The organism is Caldimonas brevitalea, assembly GCF_001017435.1.
In the GTDB taxonomy this organism is placed as follows: Bacteria; Pseudomonadota; Gammaproteobacteria; order Burkholderiales; family Burkholderiaceae_C; genus Caldimonas; species Caldimonas brevitalea.
The window spans coordinates 707,317-724,958 of sequence record NZ_CP011371.1 but is presented as its reverse complement, the minus strand read 5'-3'; the positions used below and the strand labels follow the sequence as shown (position 1 = coordinate 724,958).

At 67.2% G+C, this 17,642-nt stretch carries 15 protein-coding genes; 4 read left to right on the top strand and 11 right to left on the bottom strand.

Annotated elements, in window-relative coordinates:
- Window positions 1-4: 4 nt before the first annotated feature.
- From cyoD to cyoA, 4 genes are read right to left on the bottom strand one after another with little or no spacing between them, the layout of a single operon-like run.
- Window positions 5-385: a cytochrome o ubiquinol oxidase subunit IV gene (cyoD, locus tag AAW51_RS03175; RefSeq protein ID WP_047193453.1), complete on the bottom strand. Its 381-nt coding sequence runs from the start codon at window positions 383-385 to the stop codon at window positions 5-7.
- Window positions 382-1,011 carry a cytochrome o ubiquinol oxidase subunit III gene (gene cyoC, locus AAW51_RS03170; protein WP_047193452.1) on the bottom strand — a complete coding sequence of 210 codons (630 nt, stop codon included), beginning with the start codon at window positions 1,009-1,011 and terminating at the stop codon, window positions 382-384. Before cyoC ends, cyoD begins: the two co-directional genes overlap by 4 nt.
- 18 nt (window positions 1,012-1,029) lie before the next feature.
- On the bottom strand, window positions 1,030-3,033 hold the full coding sequence (gene cyoB / locus AAW51_RS03165; protein WP_047193451.1) for a cytochrome o ubiquinol oxidase subunit I: 2,004 nt from the start codon (window positions 3,031-3,033) through the stop codon (window positions 1,030-1,032).
- Window positions 3,034-3,087: 54 nt separating this feature from the next.
- Window positions 3,088-4,161 (bottom strand): ubiquinol oxidase subunit II, encoded by a 1,074-nt coding sequence (gene cyoA / locus AAW51_RS03160; RefSeq protein ID WP_047193450.1) that lies wholly within the window; start codon window positions 4,159-4,161, stop codon window positions 3,088-3,090.
- Window positions 4,162-4,277: 116 nt separating this feature from the next.
- Between cyoA and AAW51_RS03155 the strand changes: the two genes are divergently transcribed.
- A complete protein-coding gene (locus AAW51_RS03155; RefSeq protein WP_047193449.1) occupies window positions 4,278-5,651 on the top strand; it encodes an MFS transporter in 1,374 nt (457 codons plus the stop codon).
- A 108-nt stretch (window positions 5,652-5,759) separates the two neighbouring features.
- On the opposite strand, the gene AAW51_RS03150 is transcribed toward AAW51_RS03155, so the two are convergent.
- On the bottom strand, window positions 5,760-6,284 hold the full coding sequence (locus tag AAW51_RS03150) for a hypothetical protein (RefSeq protein WP_047193448.1): 525 nt from the start codon (window positions 6,282-6,284) through the stop codon (window positions 5,760-5,762).
- Between the two features lie 221 nt (window positions 6,285-6,505).
- Here AAW51_RS03150 and AAW51_RS03145 point away from each other — a divergent pair, with 221 nt between their 5' ends.
- Both AAW51_RS03145 and AAW51_RS03140 read left to right on the top strand, forming a co-directional pair.
- Window positions 6,506-6,874, top strand: a complete 369-nt coding sequence (locus AAW51_RS03145) for an ArsR/SmtB family transcription factor (protein ID WP_047193447.1) — start codon at window positions 6,506-6,508, stop codon at window positions 6,872-6,874.
- Complete coding sequence (locus tag AAW51_RS03140; protein ID WP_047193446.1) at window positions 6,846-7,334, top strand: SRPBCC family protein; 489 nt, start codon at window positions 6,846-6,848, stop codon at window positions 7,332-7,334. The genes AAW51_RS03145 and AAW51_RS03140 overlap by 29 nt, the downstream gene beginning before the upstream one ends.
- A 46-nt stretch (window positions 7,335-7,380) precedes the next feature.
- Here the strand turns inward: AAW51_RS03140 and AAW51_RS03135 are convergent, their stop codons facing one another.
- From AAW51_RS03135 to AAW51_RS03120, 4 genes are all read right to left on the bottom strand, one after another.
- Window positions 7,381-11,112 (bottom strand): annexin, encoded by a 3,732-nt coding sequence (locus AAW51_RS03135; RefSeq protein WP_047193445.1) that lies wholly within the window; start codon window positions 11,110-11,112, stop codon window positions 7,381-7,383.
- Between the two features lie 308 nt (window positions 11,113-11,420).
- Window positions 11,421-12,038, bottom strand: coding sequence for a DUF2238 domain-containing protein (locus AAW51_RS03130; RefSeq protein ID WP_047193444.1), 618 nt, complete (start codon window positions 12,036-12,038; stop codon window positions 11,421-11,423).
- Between the two features lie 5 nt (window positions 12,039-12,043).
- Window positions 12,044-13,159 (bottom strand): 3-deoxy-7-phosphoheptulonate synthase, encoded by a 1,116-nt coding sequence (locus AAW51_RS03125; RefSeq protein WP_047193443.1) that lies wholly within the window; start codon window positions 13,157-13,159, stop codon window positions 12,044-12,046.
- Between the two features lie 213 nt (window positions 13,160-13,372).
- Complete coding sequence (locus AAW51_RS03120) at window positions 13,373-13,957, bottom strand: TetR/AcrR family transcriptional regulator (RefSeq protein WP_047193442.1); 585 nt, start codon at window positions 13,955-13,957, stop codon at window positions 13,373-13,375.
- 134 nt (window positions 13,958-14,091) lie between these two features.
- Between AAW51_RS03120 and AAW51_RS03115 the strand changes: the two genes are divergently transcribed.
- Window positions 14,092-14,598, top strand: a complete 507-nt coding sequence (locus AAW51_RS03115) for a hypothetical protein (protein WP_053013289.1) — start codon at window positions 14,092-14,094, stop codon at window positions 14,596-14,598.
- 343 nt (window positions 14,599-14,941) lie between these two features.
- On the opposite strand, the gene AAW51_RS03110 is transcribed toward AAW51_RS03115, so the two are convergent.
- Together AAW51_RS03110 and AAW51_RS27790 are read right to left on the bottom strand one after the other, a co-directional pair.
- Entirely contained in the window at window positions 14,942-16,537 is a 1,596-nt protein-coding gene (locus AAW51_RS03110; RefSeq protein ID WP_047193441.1) for an MFS transporter, read from the bottom strand.
- Window positions 16,538-16,913: 376 nt separating this feature from the next.
- Window positions 16,914-17,633, bottom strand: a complete 720-nt coding sequence (locus AAW51_RS27790) for an alpha/beta fold hydrolase (RefSeq protein WP_169787972.1) — start codon at window positions 17,631-17,633, stop codon at window positions 16,914-16,916.
- Between the last annotated feature and the right edge of the window lie 9 nt (window positions 17,634-17,642).

The window sequence follows — 17,642 nt, the reverse complement described above, 5'->3', positions numbered from 1 at the left end:
TGGGTCAGGGCATGTTGCGCATGTCGTGCACCGGCATCATGTTGGTGTTGAGGTGGTACATCACCCAGATCGAGCCGGCCAGCATGATCACCACCACCGCGACGGTGAAGATCAGCGCCAGCATCGACCATCCGCCTTCCACCTTGCTGTTGAGGTGCAGGAAATACACCATGTGGACGATGATCTGCACCGCCGCGAAGCCGAGGATCACCAGCGCGGTGGCGCCCGGCGTCGACAACACCTTGCCCATCACCAGCCAGAACGGGATGGCGGTCAGCACCACCGACAGCAGAAAGCCGGTCACATAGCCTTTGACGGTGGCGTGGTAGCCGGCGTCGTCATGGTCATCGTGGCCGTGATCGTGGTGCGGCTTGGGGTTCGTCATGGCAGCACTCCCATCAGATAGACAAAGGTGAACACGCCGATCCAGATCACGTCCAGGAAGTGCCAGAACATCGACAAGCACATCAGACGGCGCTTGTTCTCGGGGATCAGCCCCAGCTTGCCCACCTGCAGCATCAGCACCACCAGCCAGACGATGCCGAAGGCCACGTGCAGCCCGTGCGTGCCGACCAATGCGAAGAAGGACGACAGGAAGGCGCTGCGCTGCGGGCCGGCACCCTCGTGGATCAGGTGGTTGAACTCGTACAGCTCCAGTCCCAGGAAGCCGAAACCGAGCAGGCCGGTGACAGCCAGCCAGGCCAGCACGCCGTTGCGGCGGCCATGCTGCATCGCGATCATCGCCATGCCATAGGTGATCGACGAGAACAGCAGCAAGGCGGTGTTGGCTGCCACCAGCGGCAGATCGAACAGGTCGGCGCCTGACGGGCCGGCCGCATAGCTGCGCCCGAGCACCGCGTAGGTGGCGAACAGCACGGCGAAGATGAGGCAGTCGCTCATCAGGTAGAGCCAGAAGCCCAGCAGCGTGCCTTGCTGGGGATGGTGCTCGCCGTCGTGGTCGTAGAAGCGCGGCAGGCGTTCGACTGCGGAGAGGGTTTGGGGGCTGAGCATGAGGATGTCTCGCTCTCTTCAGGCCAGGGCGGCAAGCGCTTGGGTGCGCTCGCCCTCGGTACGCGCCACCTGTTCCGCCGGGATGTAGTAGTCGCGCTTGTAGTTGAAGGTGTGGACGATGGTCGCCAGCAGCGTCGCCGCGAACGACAGGCCCGCCAGCCACCAGATGTGCCAGATCAGCGCGAAACCGCAGACCGTGGACAGCACCGCGATCACGAAGCCGGCCGCCGTGTTCTTGGGCATGTGGATGGCCTTGAAGCCGGTCACCGGACGCTCGTGGCCGCGGTTCTTCATGTCGAACCAGGCGTCGTTGTCGTGCACGATGGGCGTGAAGGCGAAGTTGTAGTCGGGCGGCGGCGAGGCGGTCGACCATTCCAGCGTGCGGCCGTCCCACGGGTCGCCGGTGTGGTCACGCAGCTGCTCGCGGCGGCGGTAGCTCACCACCAGCTGGATGATGAAGGCGGCGATGCCCACCGCGATCACGCCCGCACCCAGTGCGGCGATCTGGAACCAGATCTGCAGCGACGGGTCTTCGAACTGGCTCATGCGACGCGTCACGCCCATCAGGCCCAGCACGTACAGCGGCATGAAGGCGAGATAGAAGCCGATCAGCCAGCACCAGAACGAAACTTTGCCCCAGAACGGGTCGAGCTTGTAGCCGAAGGCCTTCGGGTACCAGTAGGTGATGCCGGCGAACAGGCCGAACAGCACGCCGCCGATGATCACGTTGTGGAAGTGCGCGATCAGGAACAGGCTGTTGTGCAGCACGAAGTCGGCCGGCGGCACCGCCAGCAGCACACCCGTCATGCCGCCGATCACGAAGGTGACCATGAAACCGACGGTCCACAGCATCGGCACCTCGAAGCGGATGCGGCCGCGGTACATCGTGAACAACCAGTTGAAGATCTTGGCCCCGGTCGGGATCGAAATGATCATCGTCGTGATGCCGAAGAAGGAGTTCACGCTGGCACCGGAGCCCATCGTAAAGAAGTGGTGCAGCCAGACCAGGTAGGACAGGATGGTGATGACCACCGTCGCGTACACCATCGAGGCATAACCGAACAGCTTCTTGCGGCTGAAGGTGGACACCACCTCCGAGAAGATGCCGAACACTGGCAGCACCAGGATGTAGACCTCGGGGTGGCCCCAGATCCAGATCAGGTTCACGTACATCATGGCGTTGCCGCCAAGATCGTTGGTGAAGAAGTTGGTGTCGACGTAACGGTCGAGCGACAGCAGCGCCAGCACGGCGGTCAGCACCGGGAAGGCCGCCACGATCAGCACGTTGGTGCACAGCGAGGTCCAGGTGAACACCGGCATCTTCATCATCGTCATGCCGGGCGCGCGCATCTTGATGATGGTGGCGATCAGGTTGATGCCCGACAGCGTCGTGCCCACCCCCGCAATCTGCAAGGACCACAGGTAGTAGTCCACCCCCACCCCCGGGCTCTGCAAGATGCCCGACAGCGGCGGATAGGCCAGCCAGCCGGTGCGCGCGAACTCGCCGACGAACAGCGACATCATCACCAGTACCGCGCCGCTGGCCGTCATCCAGAAACTGAAGTTGTTCAGGAACGGAAACGCCACGTCGCGCGCGCCGATCTGCAGCGGCACGATGTAGTTCATGAAGCCGGTGACCAGCGGCATCGCGACGAAGAAGATCATGATCACGCCGTGGGCCGTGAAGATCTGGTCGTAGTGGTGCGGCGGCAAGAATCCGGCGGAATCCCCGAAGGCGATGGCCTGCTGGGCACGCATCATGATGGCGTCGGCAAAGCCGCGCAGCAGCATCACCAGGCCCAGCACCATGTACATGATGCCGATCTTCTTGTGGTCGATGCTGGTGATCCAGTCGCGCCACAAGGTGCCCCACAGGCGGTAGTAGGTCAGCCCGCCCAGCAGGGCGGCACCACCGAGCGCAACGGCCACGAAGGTGGCCAGCAGGATGGGGTCGTGGAGCGGAATCGCGTCCCAGCCGAGGCGGCCGAGGAGAGGATGGTCGGGTCGTTGGTGGTCGAGCATCTTGGGTCTCGAGTAGGCGCGAGAGGGCGAGAACGACGTCAGCCGGCGGCGGACTCAGGGTTGCAGGGCGCTGGTGTCGCTGCCGAGGGCGGCGGTCAGGCCGCGCGGGTTGTCGGGCGTGCAGAGCGCCGTCACGTAGGGGCGCTCCGACGTGCGCCAGGCCTTGCGGGCCACGCCGTCGATGCTGCCTTTGCCCAGGCCGCCGGCGGCGTCGATGGCCATCATCTGGTGCATGCACATCTTGCTGCTGTCGACACAACGGTTGACGATGGCGTCCCACAGGCCCTGCTCCACGCTGGCGTAGCGGCGCACCGGCTCGCGTTCGCTGGGTTGCTCCAGCTTCAGGTAGTCGGCCCGGCCCAGGACCTGCTGGCCCTCGGTCTTGTGGCCGGCCACCCAGCGCTCGAAGTCGGCGTCGGACAGGCCGTGGAACTTGAAGCGCATGTGCGAGAAGCCGTCGCCGCTGAAGTTGGCGGAGAAGCCGTCGTAGACACCGGCCTTGTTGATCACCGCATGCAGCTTGGTTTCCATGCCCGGCATGGCGTAGACCTGGCCAGCCAGCGCCGGGATGTAGAAGGAGTTCATCACGGTCGACGCGGTGATCCGGAAGCGGATCGGCCGGTCCACCGGTGCGGCCATCTCGTTGACGGTCGCGATGCCTTGCTCGGGGTAGAGGAACAACCACTTCCAGTCGAGCGCGACCACCTGGACTTCCAGCGGCTGCACACCTTCCGGGATCGGGCGGTTGGCGTCGAGGCGCTCCAGCGGGCGATACGGATCGAGCTTGTGGGTGCTGATCCAGGTCAGCGCGCCGAGCGCGATGATGATCAACAGCGGCGCGCCCCAGATCACCAGCTCCAAGCGGGTCGAATGGTCCCAGTCGGGGCTGTAGGTGGCCTCGGTGTTGGACTGGCGGTAGCGGAAGGCGAAGAACAGCGTCAGCGCGATCACCGGCACGATGATCAGCAGCATCAGCAGCGTCGACGTGACGATGAGCTGGGCCTGCTGCGCGGCGATGTCGCCGGACGGCTTCATCACGACGGTGTCGCAGCCGGCCAGCAACAGGGTCAGCAGGCCCGGCAGGCCGAGGCGAACAGCGGTTTGGAGGTGCGAGGGTGAGGAAGACATTCAGGTGCCCATCGCGCGCGGGAAAACGATAGTTGCGCGTTGGGCGGGAATGTATCTTGATTGACCCAAGTCAACGATTGGACATTTTGTCCCAGCCCACCCCGTTGCGGAGCACCATGTCGAGCCCTGGAACCCACCCCCTCCACCCTCCTCTCTCCACCTCTGCTCACCCCGCGGCGGCGCGCCAGCGCTCGCCGCACGGCGCATCGGCGCCACCGGCGCAGGACGACGCCAGCGTCGCCCCGGGCGACATCGCCGTCGGCGTCGTGATCGGCCGGGCGTCGGAATATTTCGACTTTTTCGTCTACGGCATCGCGTCGGTGCTGGTATTTCCGGCCGTATTTTTTCCCTACGTCGACCGGCTGGAAGGCACGCTGTACGCCTTCGTGCTGTTCGCGTTCGCGTTTGTCGTGCGCCCGCTCGGCACGCTCGCCGGCATGCAGATCCAGCGCCGCTTCGGCCGCAGCACCAAGCTGACCGTCGCGCTGTTCCTGCTCGGCAGCTCGACCGCGGGGATGGCCTTGCTGCCCAGCTACGAGAGCATGGGCGCCACGGCCATCGCGCTGCTCGCCTTGTGCCGCATCGGCCAAGGCCTGGCGCTGGGCGGCTCCTGGGACGGCCTGCCGTCGCTGCTGGCGCTGAACGCCCCCGAAAACCGCCGCGGCTGGTACGCGATGCTGGGGCAGCTGGGCGCGCCGCTCGGCTTCCTGGTCGCCTGCAGTCTGTTCGCCTATCTGTGGGGCAACCTGTCGAGCGCGGACTTCCTCGGCTGGGGCTGGCGTTACCCGTTCTTCGCCGCGTTTGCGATCAACGTCGTGGCGCTGTTCGCGCGGCTGCGCCTGGTGGTGACGCACGAGTACGAGCGGGAGCTCGAAGCGCACGAGCTCGAGCCGTGCAACGTGCGTGAATTGTTCACGATGCAGGGCCACAACGTCTTCATCGGCGCCTTCGCCGCGCTGGCCAGCTTTGCACTGTTTCACATCATCACGGTGTTCCCGCTGTCGTGGGTGCGGCTGTATTCAGACCAGGTGATCGGCGAGTTCCTGACGGTGCAGATCGTCGGCGCGCTGCTGGCGGCCGCGGCCATGCCGATCTCGGGCCTGGTGGCCGACCGCATCGGCCGGCGCCGCACCTTGGGGACGCTGGCGGTGCTGATCGCGGTGTTCAGCCTGTTCGCGCCGCTGCTGCTCGACGGCGGCACGCTGGGCCAGGACATTTTCATCCTGGTGGGCTTCGTGCTGCTGGGCCTGTCGTACGGCCAATCGGCCGGCACGGTCACCGCCAACTTCTTGCCGCGTTTCCGTTACAGCGGCGCCGCGCTGACCGCCGACCTGGCCTGGTTGATCGGTGCCGCCTTCGCGCCGCTGGTGGCGCTGGCGCTGTCGGTGCGCTTCGGGCTGGTGTCGGTGACGTTTTATCTGTTGTCCGGCGCGGTCTGCACGCTGCTCGCGCTGCGCGTGAACCGCGCGATGTCGGCGGTGCGGGACTGAAGGCACAGCCTGCCGCCGGCATAGCGGCAGGCTCGGCGCCGCCAAGCGCGTCGCAGAGTGACCGCTCCCTCTTGTTCTAGGTCGCAATGACGCTTGCGGCGCCCACGTTCACGCCTCAACCTTCTTCGCCGCCACTCTCAGCACACGGGCCATCCAGGCAAAGAACACGACCTGCGAGAAGACCAGGGCCAAAAAGGTCCACAGCCAGCCAAAGCTGCCACCGATCAGGGCAAGGTTCTTGGCCAGCCCCATCTGGTCGAAGCGGTAGGCCGCGAACACGCCCGAGCGGAACGCGAAGACGCCACCCCAGTAAACCGACCAGATCAAGACCGTGGTCCACAGCCAAACCGGGAACGTGAGGCAGCTGAAGTCCGCCGCGAAGCGCGGGTTGGCGTCTGCGCCGGCCGCCTCGTAGCACTTGCCCATGCCCACCACCGTGATGGCGACCACGACGACAAATTCGTAGAGGGACAACCAGGTCCACGGCGGATTGGCCCAGGTGAAGGCGCCATAGAAGATGACCGAGCTGAACAGCAGGCTGGCCAGCATCAAATAGGCGACTTCGCGATTCGGGACACCGCCATGCGAGAGGCGGGCTGCCAGACGGGCGGGTTGAAACCAATCGAGGTGCATGGGGTGTGTGGTGCGCAAGAGCCAGTAGGTTCGAGAACAGTACCTTGACTTGCAGGCTCGGCACAAGGCGGTGGGCGACCTCTTAGGGCTCCACCAGGGCCCGCACCTGGGCTTCGAGTCGAGCCCTCTCGGCAGACCCGCATGCGAGGCGCCGAAGCGCGCCGGCATCCGATCTGCAGCAGTCCTTGCCACGGCCGCCCTTACACCCGATACTAATCCGAATGGCTAACCAATACGCCCAGCTGTCGGCGGTGTTCTACGCGCTGGCCGACCCCACGCGCTGCGCGATCGTGAGCCGGCTGGGTCGGGGCCCGGAGACCGTGTCCACGCTGGCGGCGCCGTTCGCGATGGCGCTTCCGTCTTTCATGAAGCACCTGTCGGTGCTGGAACGTAGTGGCCTGATCCGTTCCAACAAGGTCGGGCGGGTGCGCACCTGCGAGCTGGTCCCTGCGCCGCTGTCCGAGGCGCAGCGATGGATCGCCGAGCAGCGTGCCACATGGGAGGCGCGATCCGACCGGATGGCCGCCTTTGTCGAAAACCTTCACCAGGAGGAGTTGTCTGATGTCCAACCCAAGCGCCGTCCCCGCTGACGCTCACGACCTCGTCATCTCGCGCCTCGTGCGTGCCCCGCGGGCCGCCCTGTGGCGCGCCTGGACCGAGCCCGAGCTGCTGAAACAATGGTGGTGCCCCCGCCCCTGGACGACCGAAGTGCGCGAATTCGACCTGCGTCCCGGCGGCGGGTTCTACACCTTCATGCGTGGCCCCGACGGTGGCACCAGCGACAACCCGGGCTGCTTTCTGGAGATCGTTTCGCAACGCCGCATCGCGTTCACTTCCGTGCTGACAGGGGGCTGGCGCCCCGCCACCGCCTGGATGCCGTTCACGGCCCTCGTCACGATGGACGACGAAGGGTCGGGCACACGATACGTCGCCACCGTGATGCACCCGGACCAGGCCACGCGCGACCGGCACGAAGAGATGGGGTTCTTCGACGGCTGGAACACCTGCATCGACCAGTTGGAGGCGTTGGCGGCCGACGCCGGGCGCTGACGCCGGCCCACGCGCGAGGACGGGCCGGCCACGGCCCGTTCGCCCCTCAGTCGTCGACCTTGTACGCCCCGCCGTAGTAGACGGTGTAGTCGTGGTCTCCGGAGCCCCAGATGATGAACTGTTCAGGCGGCTCCACACCATCGTCATAGGTCCGCAGCCGGTCCACCATGTTGGTGGCACTGCGCATGTCCGCCCTCGACGGGAACTGCTGGCCGTCGACCTCGTTCGGATGGGTGTGGCCGATGTGGGTGCCGGTCTGGGGCACGCCGGAGGACCAGGCATCGCCGCTGTAGAGCTTGAAGACCTCACGCCCCTCGACCCGCTCGATCGCGAGCGCGTATTCCACGCCGGTCTCCGAACTCAGGGTGTACACGTCGCCCAGGCGGATCTCGTCGTCGGTCAGGATGACACCCTCCCTGCCCGGGCGCAGCGGCCGCGCCAACAGCTCTTGCATGCTGATGCGCGGGCCCAGTTCGTCGTCGCGCGGCCATTCGCGTTGAGGGCGCGGGCCGCCGGCCTGCCGCAGCGGCGTACCCGGCGCGGCCGGGCCGCCTTCGTCTGTCAGGCGCAGCAGATCGGCCGGCAGCCGGCGGTCGGGGGCGACCGGGCCGATCGGCAGCCGATGCATCACCGGGGTGGTCAGCTGCTTGACCAGGTTCATGCCGGTGCCCGCGACAAAACGCGGCACGGCGGTGAACGGCACCAGGTCGTGCTGAGGGCGGTCCAGCTGATCGCCGGCTTCGTTGCGGAAGTAGGTGCTGGTCTTGTACAGCTGCGCGTATTCGTCGTCGGTCAACCGGGTGGCATAGGTCTCCACGCTGTTCAGCGGGTGCGCGGCGCCGTGCTGGGCCTCATATCCGCGCAGCGCGGTGCGCACCGCTTCGACGCGGCCCACACCGTCCAGCGTGATGAAACGATCGCCGCTGTGCCAGCCCACCTGGATGGAGCCGGTGGAGCCCGCCAGCTCGTCCAGCGTGCGCATGTCCAGCGTGGTGGCCTGCGGATGCTCCTCCAGCCAGCGCTGGATGCTGGCGGCCCGCTGGGCGGTCTTCTCGGCGGCCGCGCCGTCGACGCTGTGCTGCGAGCGGATGCTCCTGATCGGCACCTGCAGCCGGGCATAGTCGCCCGGATTCAGCCGGCCCGTGATCCACGCGGAGGTGTTGTGCCGCTTGACGCGCGGCGTCGACGAGACGGCCGACGCGAATTCGCGCAGCCCGTCGCGGTTGGCGAACTTCTTGACCATCGCCACCACGCCACCGCTGTCGCCTTGGGTGGGCGGCAGGCCGACCTGGGTCAGATAGGCGGGCGACGGTTCGGTCGAGACGGACACCACCGGGCCCTGGCGCACAGGCGACACTTGCACATCCCCACCCGCGTCCCGCGCGGCTGGGCCACTGGGACTCGCCGGCACCTCGTCGGACAGCGGCACCGGCTGCCCGTCACGGTCGGCCGGCCCGCCCGTACGAGCGCTCACCGGACGGCCCGTGCCGGGCGGCACAGCCCCGTCGGTGTGCACCGTCGGCTGCTCGCCCCCCGGCCGGGCCGCGGGCGCCCGCAGGCGGACGACCGGTGACAGCAGCGCTCCTGTCACACCGCCCGTCAGGGCGCCGCCGCCGCCGCCGATCAAGCCGTTGAGCGCCACCTGCTGCAGCCCCTTGTCGATCCCGTGCTGCCAGGTGCTGCTGTCCGTCGACGTGCGCACCACACCATCGGCCGCACCGTTCTGCCCGCCGACCCAGGCGCCGTCGGTGGCGGTCTCGCGCAGCCCACGCAAGGCGCCCTGCCGGCTGGCCTGCGCGGCGGAGTCGTCGGCCATCGACAGCACCACGCCACCGCGGCCCAGCGGCACCGCGCCGGTGGCCCCCGAGACCGTGTTGATCGTCACCTGGCGCGCGATCTCGGTGCCGCCGGCCTGCGAGTTGAGCGTGCCGTAGGTCACGCCACTGCTCATGCCCCCCGCGGCGCCGGCCATCACCGCCACCATCAGTGGCGAGGCCGTACCGGCCGTGCCGATGGTGACGGCGGTGGCGGCCACCACGGCCGCACCAGTGGCGGCGGCCTCGCTGGCGGAGTTCTTGGTTTCGATCAACGAGCGCACGTTCTGCTCGGAAAAGCCGGCATAACGCGCGGCGGTGGGCAGGTCGCCGGCCTGCAAGGCGCGCTCGGCCTCGTCGAGGGTGCGGTCGAGGCGGGCGCTGTCGGTCTCGAAGTCCAGGTCGCCGTGGAGCACCTGCTGGCCCACGTCGATGGGGTCGGTCCCGGTGACGTCGGCGAGCAGGAGGGGGGGCGCCAGCACACGACCGGCCGTGCCCCAGAAGCCCGGCTTGTCGTCCTTCTCGTAAGCCTGCATCTCGCGGCCGCGGCGGATCTGCTCGGCAATGGCGGCGCGGGGGTCGCTCTCGAAGTCGATGGCACCGCGGTCATACAGCTGGCCCACCAGCTCGAACTCGTCGCGGCCGTCGAGGTCGTCGGTCAGGTCGCCTCGCAAGTCGTCGCCGTACTCCTCGCGGTAGGCCTGGGCAATGGCGTCGATCTGCGACTTGCTGCGCCCGCCGAGGATGGCGCGCAGCGTGTCTTCGTCGGTGCCGGCGCCGTCCACTGCATCGCGCAGGCGCAGTGCATCGTGGCGCGCCTGCCACTCTGCGGCGCCCGGATCTTGCGGGTCGCGCGCCTCGAGCAGGTGCAAGATCTCGTCGCCCTCGGTGCCGCTCAGATCCTCCTTCAGGCGCTGCCGCAGGTCGATGCCGTATTCCTGCCGGTAGGCCGTCTCGATGGCCCTCAGCTCGGTCGGTGTCTTGCCTTCCAGCACCCGGCGCAGCGCGCCTTCGTCGGTGCCCGCGCCATCGACCGCCGCGTGCAACCGCAGCGCGTCCTGCCGGGTCTGCCATAGGCTCTTGGCGGCCGGGTCGCCCCCCTGCGCGGGGTCGAGCAGGTGGAACACCAGCTGCTGGTCGCTGCCTTCCAGCTCGTCGTGCAGCCGGTCGCGCAGCTCGTGCCCATAGGCCTGCTCGTAGGCGCTCTCGATGGCCTTGATCTGCTCCGGCGTCTTGCCCGCGAACAGGTCTTTCAGCGTTTGCTCGTCGACGCCCCAACCGTCGACCGCCACCTTGACCTTGGCCGCACCGGCACGCGCTTCGCCGGCCGCGACGTCGCCGCCTTCCGGCAGCAGCAGGCCGCGCGCACGCGCCATCTCGTCGGTGGAGAAGCCGCCTTCGGTCTTCAGGCGTTCGAGCAGAAAGGCGCGCGCGCCCGGCTCGTCCTTCGGGCCACCATGGCGGGCGGCATAGGCCACGGCGACCTGGCCGCGTTCGGGTGCCGTGCGGCTCTCGAGCAGCTTGAGGATCTCCTGGTCATCGCCGAAGATGCCCTCCAGCTCCGCCTCGACCTCCACCGCGTCGGAGCCGGACCGGTGTTCGCTGCCGCGCATCAGCGCGCGTGCGTGGTCCTCGTCGACCCCGTCGAACTCGTCGTCGAGCACCTGCTCGAGGTCATGGCGGTAGTTCTGCTTGAAGGTGCGCTTGAGCGTCTCGAGGTCGGTCGCGCTCTTGCCCTTCAAGGTGTTCCAGACCACGCCCTCGTCGGTGCCCCAGCCGGTCAGGCCACCCTTGGTTGCTTCCCAGAGCGCCTTGGCATCCGCGGTGGCTTGCTGCTCGGTGTAGCGAGGCGGTCCGCCGGTGTTCGGCTGCGTTGTGCCTGGCTGCCGCTGGGGCTGCTGCGGCGGACGCCACGTCGGCAAGTCGGACGGAAGTTGGGGTGAGCCGTGGCCGCTGATGATCATTGTTTTGCTGTCTCCCTGACGTCCCCGCGCCGTGACGGTGCAGCGCAAGGACGCGATGCCCCGCAGGTGCGTTCGAGCCGACAGCTTATGGCGCTGGCAATGCGCGGGACAACTCCGAGGATCCGTAGCGGACCGCCCCGTGGGCGGCGCCAGGCGATGCACTTCCTTGGTTTGCAACGGCCGAGGGGGCACTGCAACCAAAGGCGGTATCTACATCGAAACGTATCGACAGCATCGGCGCTGTGCAGCGGTGGCACAGCGAGCCAGGATCACACGGCCACTGTCGGCCAGCGCGCCCCTCAGACGTCTCACGGGTCCAGCCGTCGAATCTGGCGGTCGTGAATTGGCGACAACAGCACCAGCGCCGTGACCGCCCCGATCGCCGCGAGCAACATGTCGGACTGCGTGTCCCAGGGATCACCTTGCGTGCCGAGGAATTCTTCGGCCCCCTGCCCCAGCGCCACTGCCGCGCCCCATTCGATGAATTCATACGTGGCGCTGATGGCCAGGACCACGCAGACGACCAAGAAGGCCAGCATGCGCGGGCCACGCACGTGGTCGCCGCGGATCATGATTTCTCTTGCGACCAGCGCTGGCACGAACCCTTGGAAGAAGTGGCCGATCTTGTCGTACGGATTGCGGCTCAACTCGAAGAGCTCCGCCAGCTGGAAGCCGAGCGGGACCCGCGCATAGGTGTAGGCGCCGCCGAGCATGAGCACAGCCGCATGGACGAAGATGCAGATGTACAGCAGCGTGGTGAGCGGGAAGCGCCGGTAGGTGCCCCAGAGCACCGGGAGGGCGAGCATCACGGGCGCGACCTCCATCAGCCAGGTCGTCCGGTCGTAGGGGTCGAGGCCGGAGAGGGCCAGCAGCGCCAGCAGGGCGACGGAGGCGAGCACGAGCCAAGGGGTGCGAGAGGCAGCCATACCGGTCAACTCCGGCGGCGCTCCACCGCCTGCGCCAGCCCCCGCAGCACATCCTCCGTCTGAGCCCAACCGATGCAGGCGTCGGTGATCGACACGCCGCGCTGCAGCGGCCGCCCCGGCGACAGGTCCTGCCGCCCTTCCTCGAGGTGGCTCTCGATCATCAGCCCGGAGACGCGGCGTTCGCCGGCCGCGACGCGGCGCGCGATGTCCGCCGCCACGTCGATCTGGCGGCGGTGCTGCTTCGACGAGTTGGCGTGGGAGCAATCGACCATCAGCGTCTCGCGCAGCCCCGCCTTGGCCAGGGCGGCACAGGCTGCGTCGACGCTCGCCTCGTCGTAGTTCGGCCCCTTCGAGCCGCCCCTCAGGATGACGTGGCAGTCGTCGTTGCCGCGGGTCTCGAAGATCGCGGCCTGGCCCATCTTGGTCATGCCCATGAACGCATGGCTGGCGCGGGCCGCCTGCAAGGCATCCACCGCCACCTGCACCCCCCCGTCGGTGCCGTTCTTGAAACCTACCGGGCAGCTCAGGCCCGAGGCCAGCTGGCGGTGGCTCTGGCTCTCGGTGGTGCGCGCGCCGATCGCGCCCCAGCTCACCAGGTCGGCGATGTACTGCGGGCTCAGCAGGTCCAGAAACTCCGTGCCGCAGGGCAGGCCCAGCGTGCTGATCTCCAGCAGCAGCTCACGCGCACGCCGCAGGCCCTCGTTGATGTGGAAGCTGCCGTCCAGGTGGGGGTCGTTGATGTAGCCCTTCCAGCCCACCGTCGTGCGCGGCTTCTCGAAATAAACGCGCATCACCAGCAGCAGCTCGCCGCGCAACTCGGCGTCGAGCGCCTTGAGCCGCTGTGCGTACTCGATGGCCTGGTCGTGGTCGTGGATCGAGCAAGGGCCCACCACCACCAGCAGCCGGTCGTCGCGCCCCGCCAGCACGTCGGCGATGCGCGAACGGGCCTCTTCCACCAGCGTCTGCACAGGCTCGGGGATCGGCACTTCGTCCAGCAGCAGCGCGGGCGAGATGAGGGGCCGCACCGCGCGGATGCGCACATCGTCGATGCGGGTGAGGTCTTGCGTGCTGTCGGCATTGCCGACCTCGCGGTCGTGCAGGGGGTCGTCGATGCGGGTCATGGGGTGTCCTGTCGGGTCTCGTCTACGCTTCAAGGCCTGGTCCCGGGGCCGCTGCTCGGCCAACCCTGGGGTGACCAGCGATTGGGACAGATGCTATCAGCCTCGCCGCCGAAAAACGGCTTCAACCCCCGGCTCGCCCGCGCGTCCCGGAACCCCGCATCAGTCTTCGGGGAACGGCCCGGCGGGAGACCCTGGGTGCAGGCACCGGCTGCCTCAGCCCTCTAGCAACGCCAGTGCTTCCAGCCTGGCGGACGCGCGCAGCGACTTGCGCAGATGCGGATCGTCGGTGGTACGCGCCAGCACCATGCCACCCACGCAGAGCGACACCAAGGCCTTGGCCCGGCGGTCGGCATTGCGGGAGCCTTGCAGCGCGCAGCGGTACACATGCGTCATCCCGCGGATCAGCTCGGTATAGGCCTGCTGCGGCTCAGGCCCCGCACGCGACACGTCGGTGGACAGGGCATACAGAGGGCAATGCTGATCCACGTCGTCGAACACCGTGTCGCTGAGATACATCTCCACCAAGGTCCGCGCGAGCCGGCGTGGATCGGCGACCCGCTCGCCCGCCTTCGCGCTTTTCACCGCGAACGGATTGCGCGCGGCATAGCTCGCCACGGCCTCCGCATAGAGCTCGTCCTTGCTCTTGAAGTGGTGGTAGAAGCCGCCGCGCGTCAGGCCGGCCTCGGCCATGACCTGGTCGATCGACACCTGTTCGAAGCCATGGCGGTTGAACAGGCGGCGCGCCGACTCCACGATGCGGCTGCGCGTGCGCGCCTTGTGTTCGGGGGCGTAGGGCATGTTCGCTCCTCGGTGGCATCACTCGAAAATATGTTCTTGATCATAAATTGCACACGGATATTCTGCATTTGCGTCAGGGCATGGTGCGGTACCGAGCGGCGAGTCGCTCCCCACAAGTCAGCCGAGGTGCAAACATGAACCTTTTAACGGTCAATCTTCTGTTCAGTACTTTCGTGTTCTGGGTCATGGCGCGGATCTACGTCCTGCCGAAACTCCCGCAACTCCAGCCGAAGGCGGTTCTGCTGCCGATACTGCTGCTGCATGCGTTTCGACACCTGGGCCTCATGTTCATCGCGCCTGGCGCGACCCATGCGGGGATCCCTGCGCAGTTTGCCTATCCGGCAGCATTCGGTGACCTCCTTGCCGCCGTGCTCGCATTGATGGCGATTGCAGGTGTCGTGCGAGATGCAACCGGTAGCCGACGGCTCGTCTGGATTTTCAACCTCGAGGGCACGCTCGACTTGGCCGCGGCGATCACGCTGGCGACGCTCTATGGCGCGCCCGCGTTGATGGGGCCGTCTTACTGGATCCCCGCATTCTGGGTTCCCGCGCTGCTGGTGACGCACTACATCACTTTTGTTGTTCTACGGAAGTACTGGAGAGGTGCGGCCCAACCGACACATCAGGAGGTCCAGGTGTGACGGTGGCCGCAAGCCCAGTGTCCTGTCACGCTAAAAGCGGAAGTCGCTGTCCACCCCAGACGAGGCACGCCGCGCCGTTGCGAATGTTCGCGATGCCGACCGGCATCGCCGCGCTTTGCGCGCCTTGCACCGCACCCCGTCTGGAGTGGACGGTACTCGTTCAATGTGCACGAGGAGGTGCAGCCCGGGGAGCTTCGACCGCTGCGAGACCCCCATCAGGCCAGTCTAGCGGTGCACGGTCGAGGTTTCATTGCACCGGGATGCAATATGCGGGTCACGCTCGCGACTCGCGTCGGCAAGCTGAAAGAGACTGTCCGAGTCCCGCCGCCAGGGGGTCTATGCCTCAAGCCTTCAGGGCGTGCTGGATTTCTTCGAGGCGGCGGCCCCGTGTTTCGACGCCCCTGCGTGCCAGCACGAAGGCCGCGACCGCCATCGGCAGCGCGATCAGCAGTGCCGCGGCGGCGAAGTGGCTGAACAGGCCGAACACACCGCACAGCGCGCCCAGGATGCCGCCGAACTTCGACCCCGCGGCGATCAGGCCGGAGCCCGTGCCGCGCAGCTTCACCGGATAAATTTCCGCCGAATAGGGGATCAGCATGGCGATGACGCCGTTGGCGCCGACCAGCAGGAGCGTCGTCGCGACCACCACGGCGGCGTCGGACCGTGCGTTGGCCACGTCCAGCAGGAAGAACAGCAGCAGAGACAGCGAAGTGAGGGTGATGAAAGTCACCAGTGACTTGACGCTGCTCCAGCGGTGATAAATCCAGATCACCAGCACCGTGCCCGGCAGTGCTATGACGGCCGAACGTGTCAGCAGCGCGTTGGCCATGGCCGAGTCCATGCCCATGCGGCCCAGGTTGGTGGGCAACCACAAGAGAAAACCGAAATTGGCCAAACCCCAGGTCACGCCGCACATGACGAGGCCCCAGGTGATCGCCGTGTGCTTGCCGCCCAGTAGCTGGCTGGGGTGGATCGCCTCGGCCTGAGCCCGGGCCGCCTGCGCGGGGTCCGGCCCATCGACCTCGACGCCCTGGTGACCCGCGAACCGCGCCAGCACGGCACGCGCCTGGTCCGGCAAGCCCGCGCCGGCGAGAAAGCGCGCCGACTCGGGGATGAAGCGCCCGAGGAAAATAATGACGAGCCCAGTGGGCAGGCCCAGCAGCCACAGCACTCGCCAGCTGAAGAGCGGCTCCAACCAGGCCGCACTGCCGGCGGCCAGCAGGTAACCGCCCGAAGTACCGATGCCGCCCAGCGCGACCAGCAGCCAACCGCGGTGACGCGCCGGCACGGTTTCGGCCATCAGCGTGAACGTGATGGGCAGCAGGCCGCCGGCCGATGCACCCATCAGGAAGCACATGGCCAGGTTCCACGAGAAGCTGGGCATCGCGCCGCAGATTGCCGTGCCGACGAACATCAGCGCCGACAGAATGATGGCTGAGCGCCGGCCATACCGGTCCGCCATGCGGCCCCACAGCACCGAGCCCACGGTGGTACCGGTGAGCGCCACCAGCGGCAGGATGCCCGCCGTCTCGCGCGAGATCTCGTATTCGCGCGTCATGCCGGGCATGACGAACCCCAATGTCGCCGGCTTCAACACGTCCACCGCGAGTGCGATCACCAGAACGGCGACGAGCTTCCAGTGCGCCGAATTGAGCGCGACGCCGTCGGCCACATGGAACTGCACCGGCCCCCCCGTGCCGCGCGCCATGCCTGGGAGGCGCGGGACCATTCCGTAGCAGGCCAGCGCTAGACCGAACGGGATCAAGGCCATGCCGCCGAGCATGAAGTTGTCCATCGGCATCCCGGCCATGCGGTAACCCATGCTGGCGCTCATGACAAACATGGGCGCATGCGACAGCACGCCGCCGGTGATAAGGACGCAGCCGATCCAGAAGGCAACCGGATGATGAAAGGACATTTTGAAGTTGGAGGCAGTCATGCCGCGATTCCAATCCATGCCTGTTCAGCAAGACAAAAATGGCTCTCCCCTGCTTCTACGGACAGGACTTTGATCCCATCAGCAGAACATGGAACCCACGATTCAGGGAACGCGGCCAGCGGCTTCGCTCTTGCGGCCGATGCCGCATGGAACCCGAGTCCCTCCGACTGGCAGTTCTGCCAAACGCAGTTGACCCATGACCACGCCCTCGGCCTGTGCTTGGGCCGCGACGCAAACCAGTCCCATGCACAACTCACTGCTCCGCTGCGGCGCCGTTGGGGAAACGGGCAGCACGATGCTTTTTCGTGGCCGTGGAGCGGAGAAATCGCGGAGCTGCCGAAGCCGCTCGTCCACGACGAAGGGCGGTCTGACTGCGTCACAGTTTGGCCAGAAAGCGCGTCAGATGCGCGGCGACGTCGCGCGGGCAGTCGCGGGCCACGAGATGGCCGGCCGGAACCGAGATCGCTTCCAGCTGCGGAAGATCCTCCTTCATCGCCGCGAGTTCCCTGGCACCGACCACTGCGCTGCGCTGGCCGGCAATGAGCATGACGGGCACGCGCAATCGCCGGGCGGCGCCGCGCCACCTGTCCAGGTCTGCAAGGACGTCTTCAACGAACGCCCCTTGAAGCATCACGGGATCGACCTGGGCGAGAGCGGCAGCACCGCGTGACTGCGCCGCCACAAGCTTGTTTCTTTCGCCCCGAGCGATCGCCGGTTGCGGGCGCGTGGGCGTATCCAGCAACACCAGTCCGGCAGCGGGTGCATGCCCCTCTCCCGCCACGATCAGCCCGAGCACTGCGCCCATCGAGCCGCCGACGATGACCAGCGGCTGCGCACAAAGCTCGTCGCGCACCTTCACCACGTCGGCGACGAAGTCGTCCAGACGATAGGTAGGTGCACGGCCGCTGTCGCCGTGTCCCCGCAGGTCGACCGCCACCGTGCGCCAGCCCTGTGAGCAGACGGCATCGGCAATGGGCTGCCAGACCAACCGGTTTTCGCCCCCCGCGTGCAGGAACAGGACGGTCCCGACCCCGGAAGGTCCTTGCACATCGGCGGCGAGTGCCATGTCCGCGTTAAACACCGTGACTCGTGACATCGTCATTGC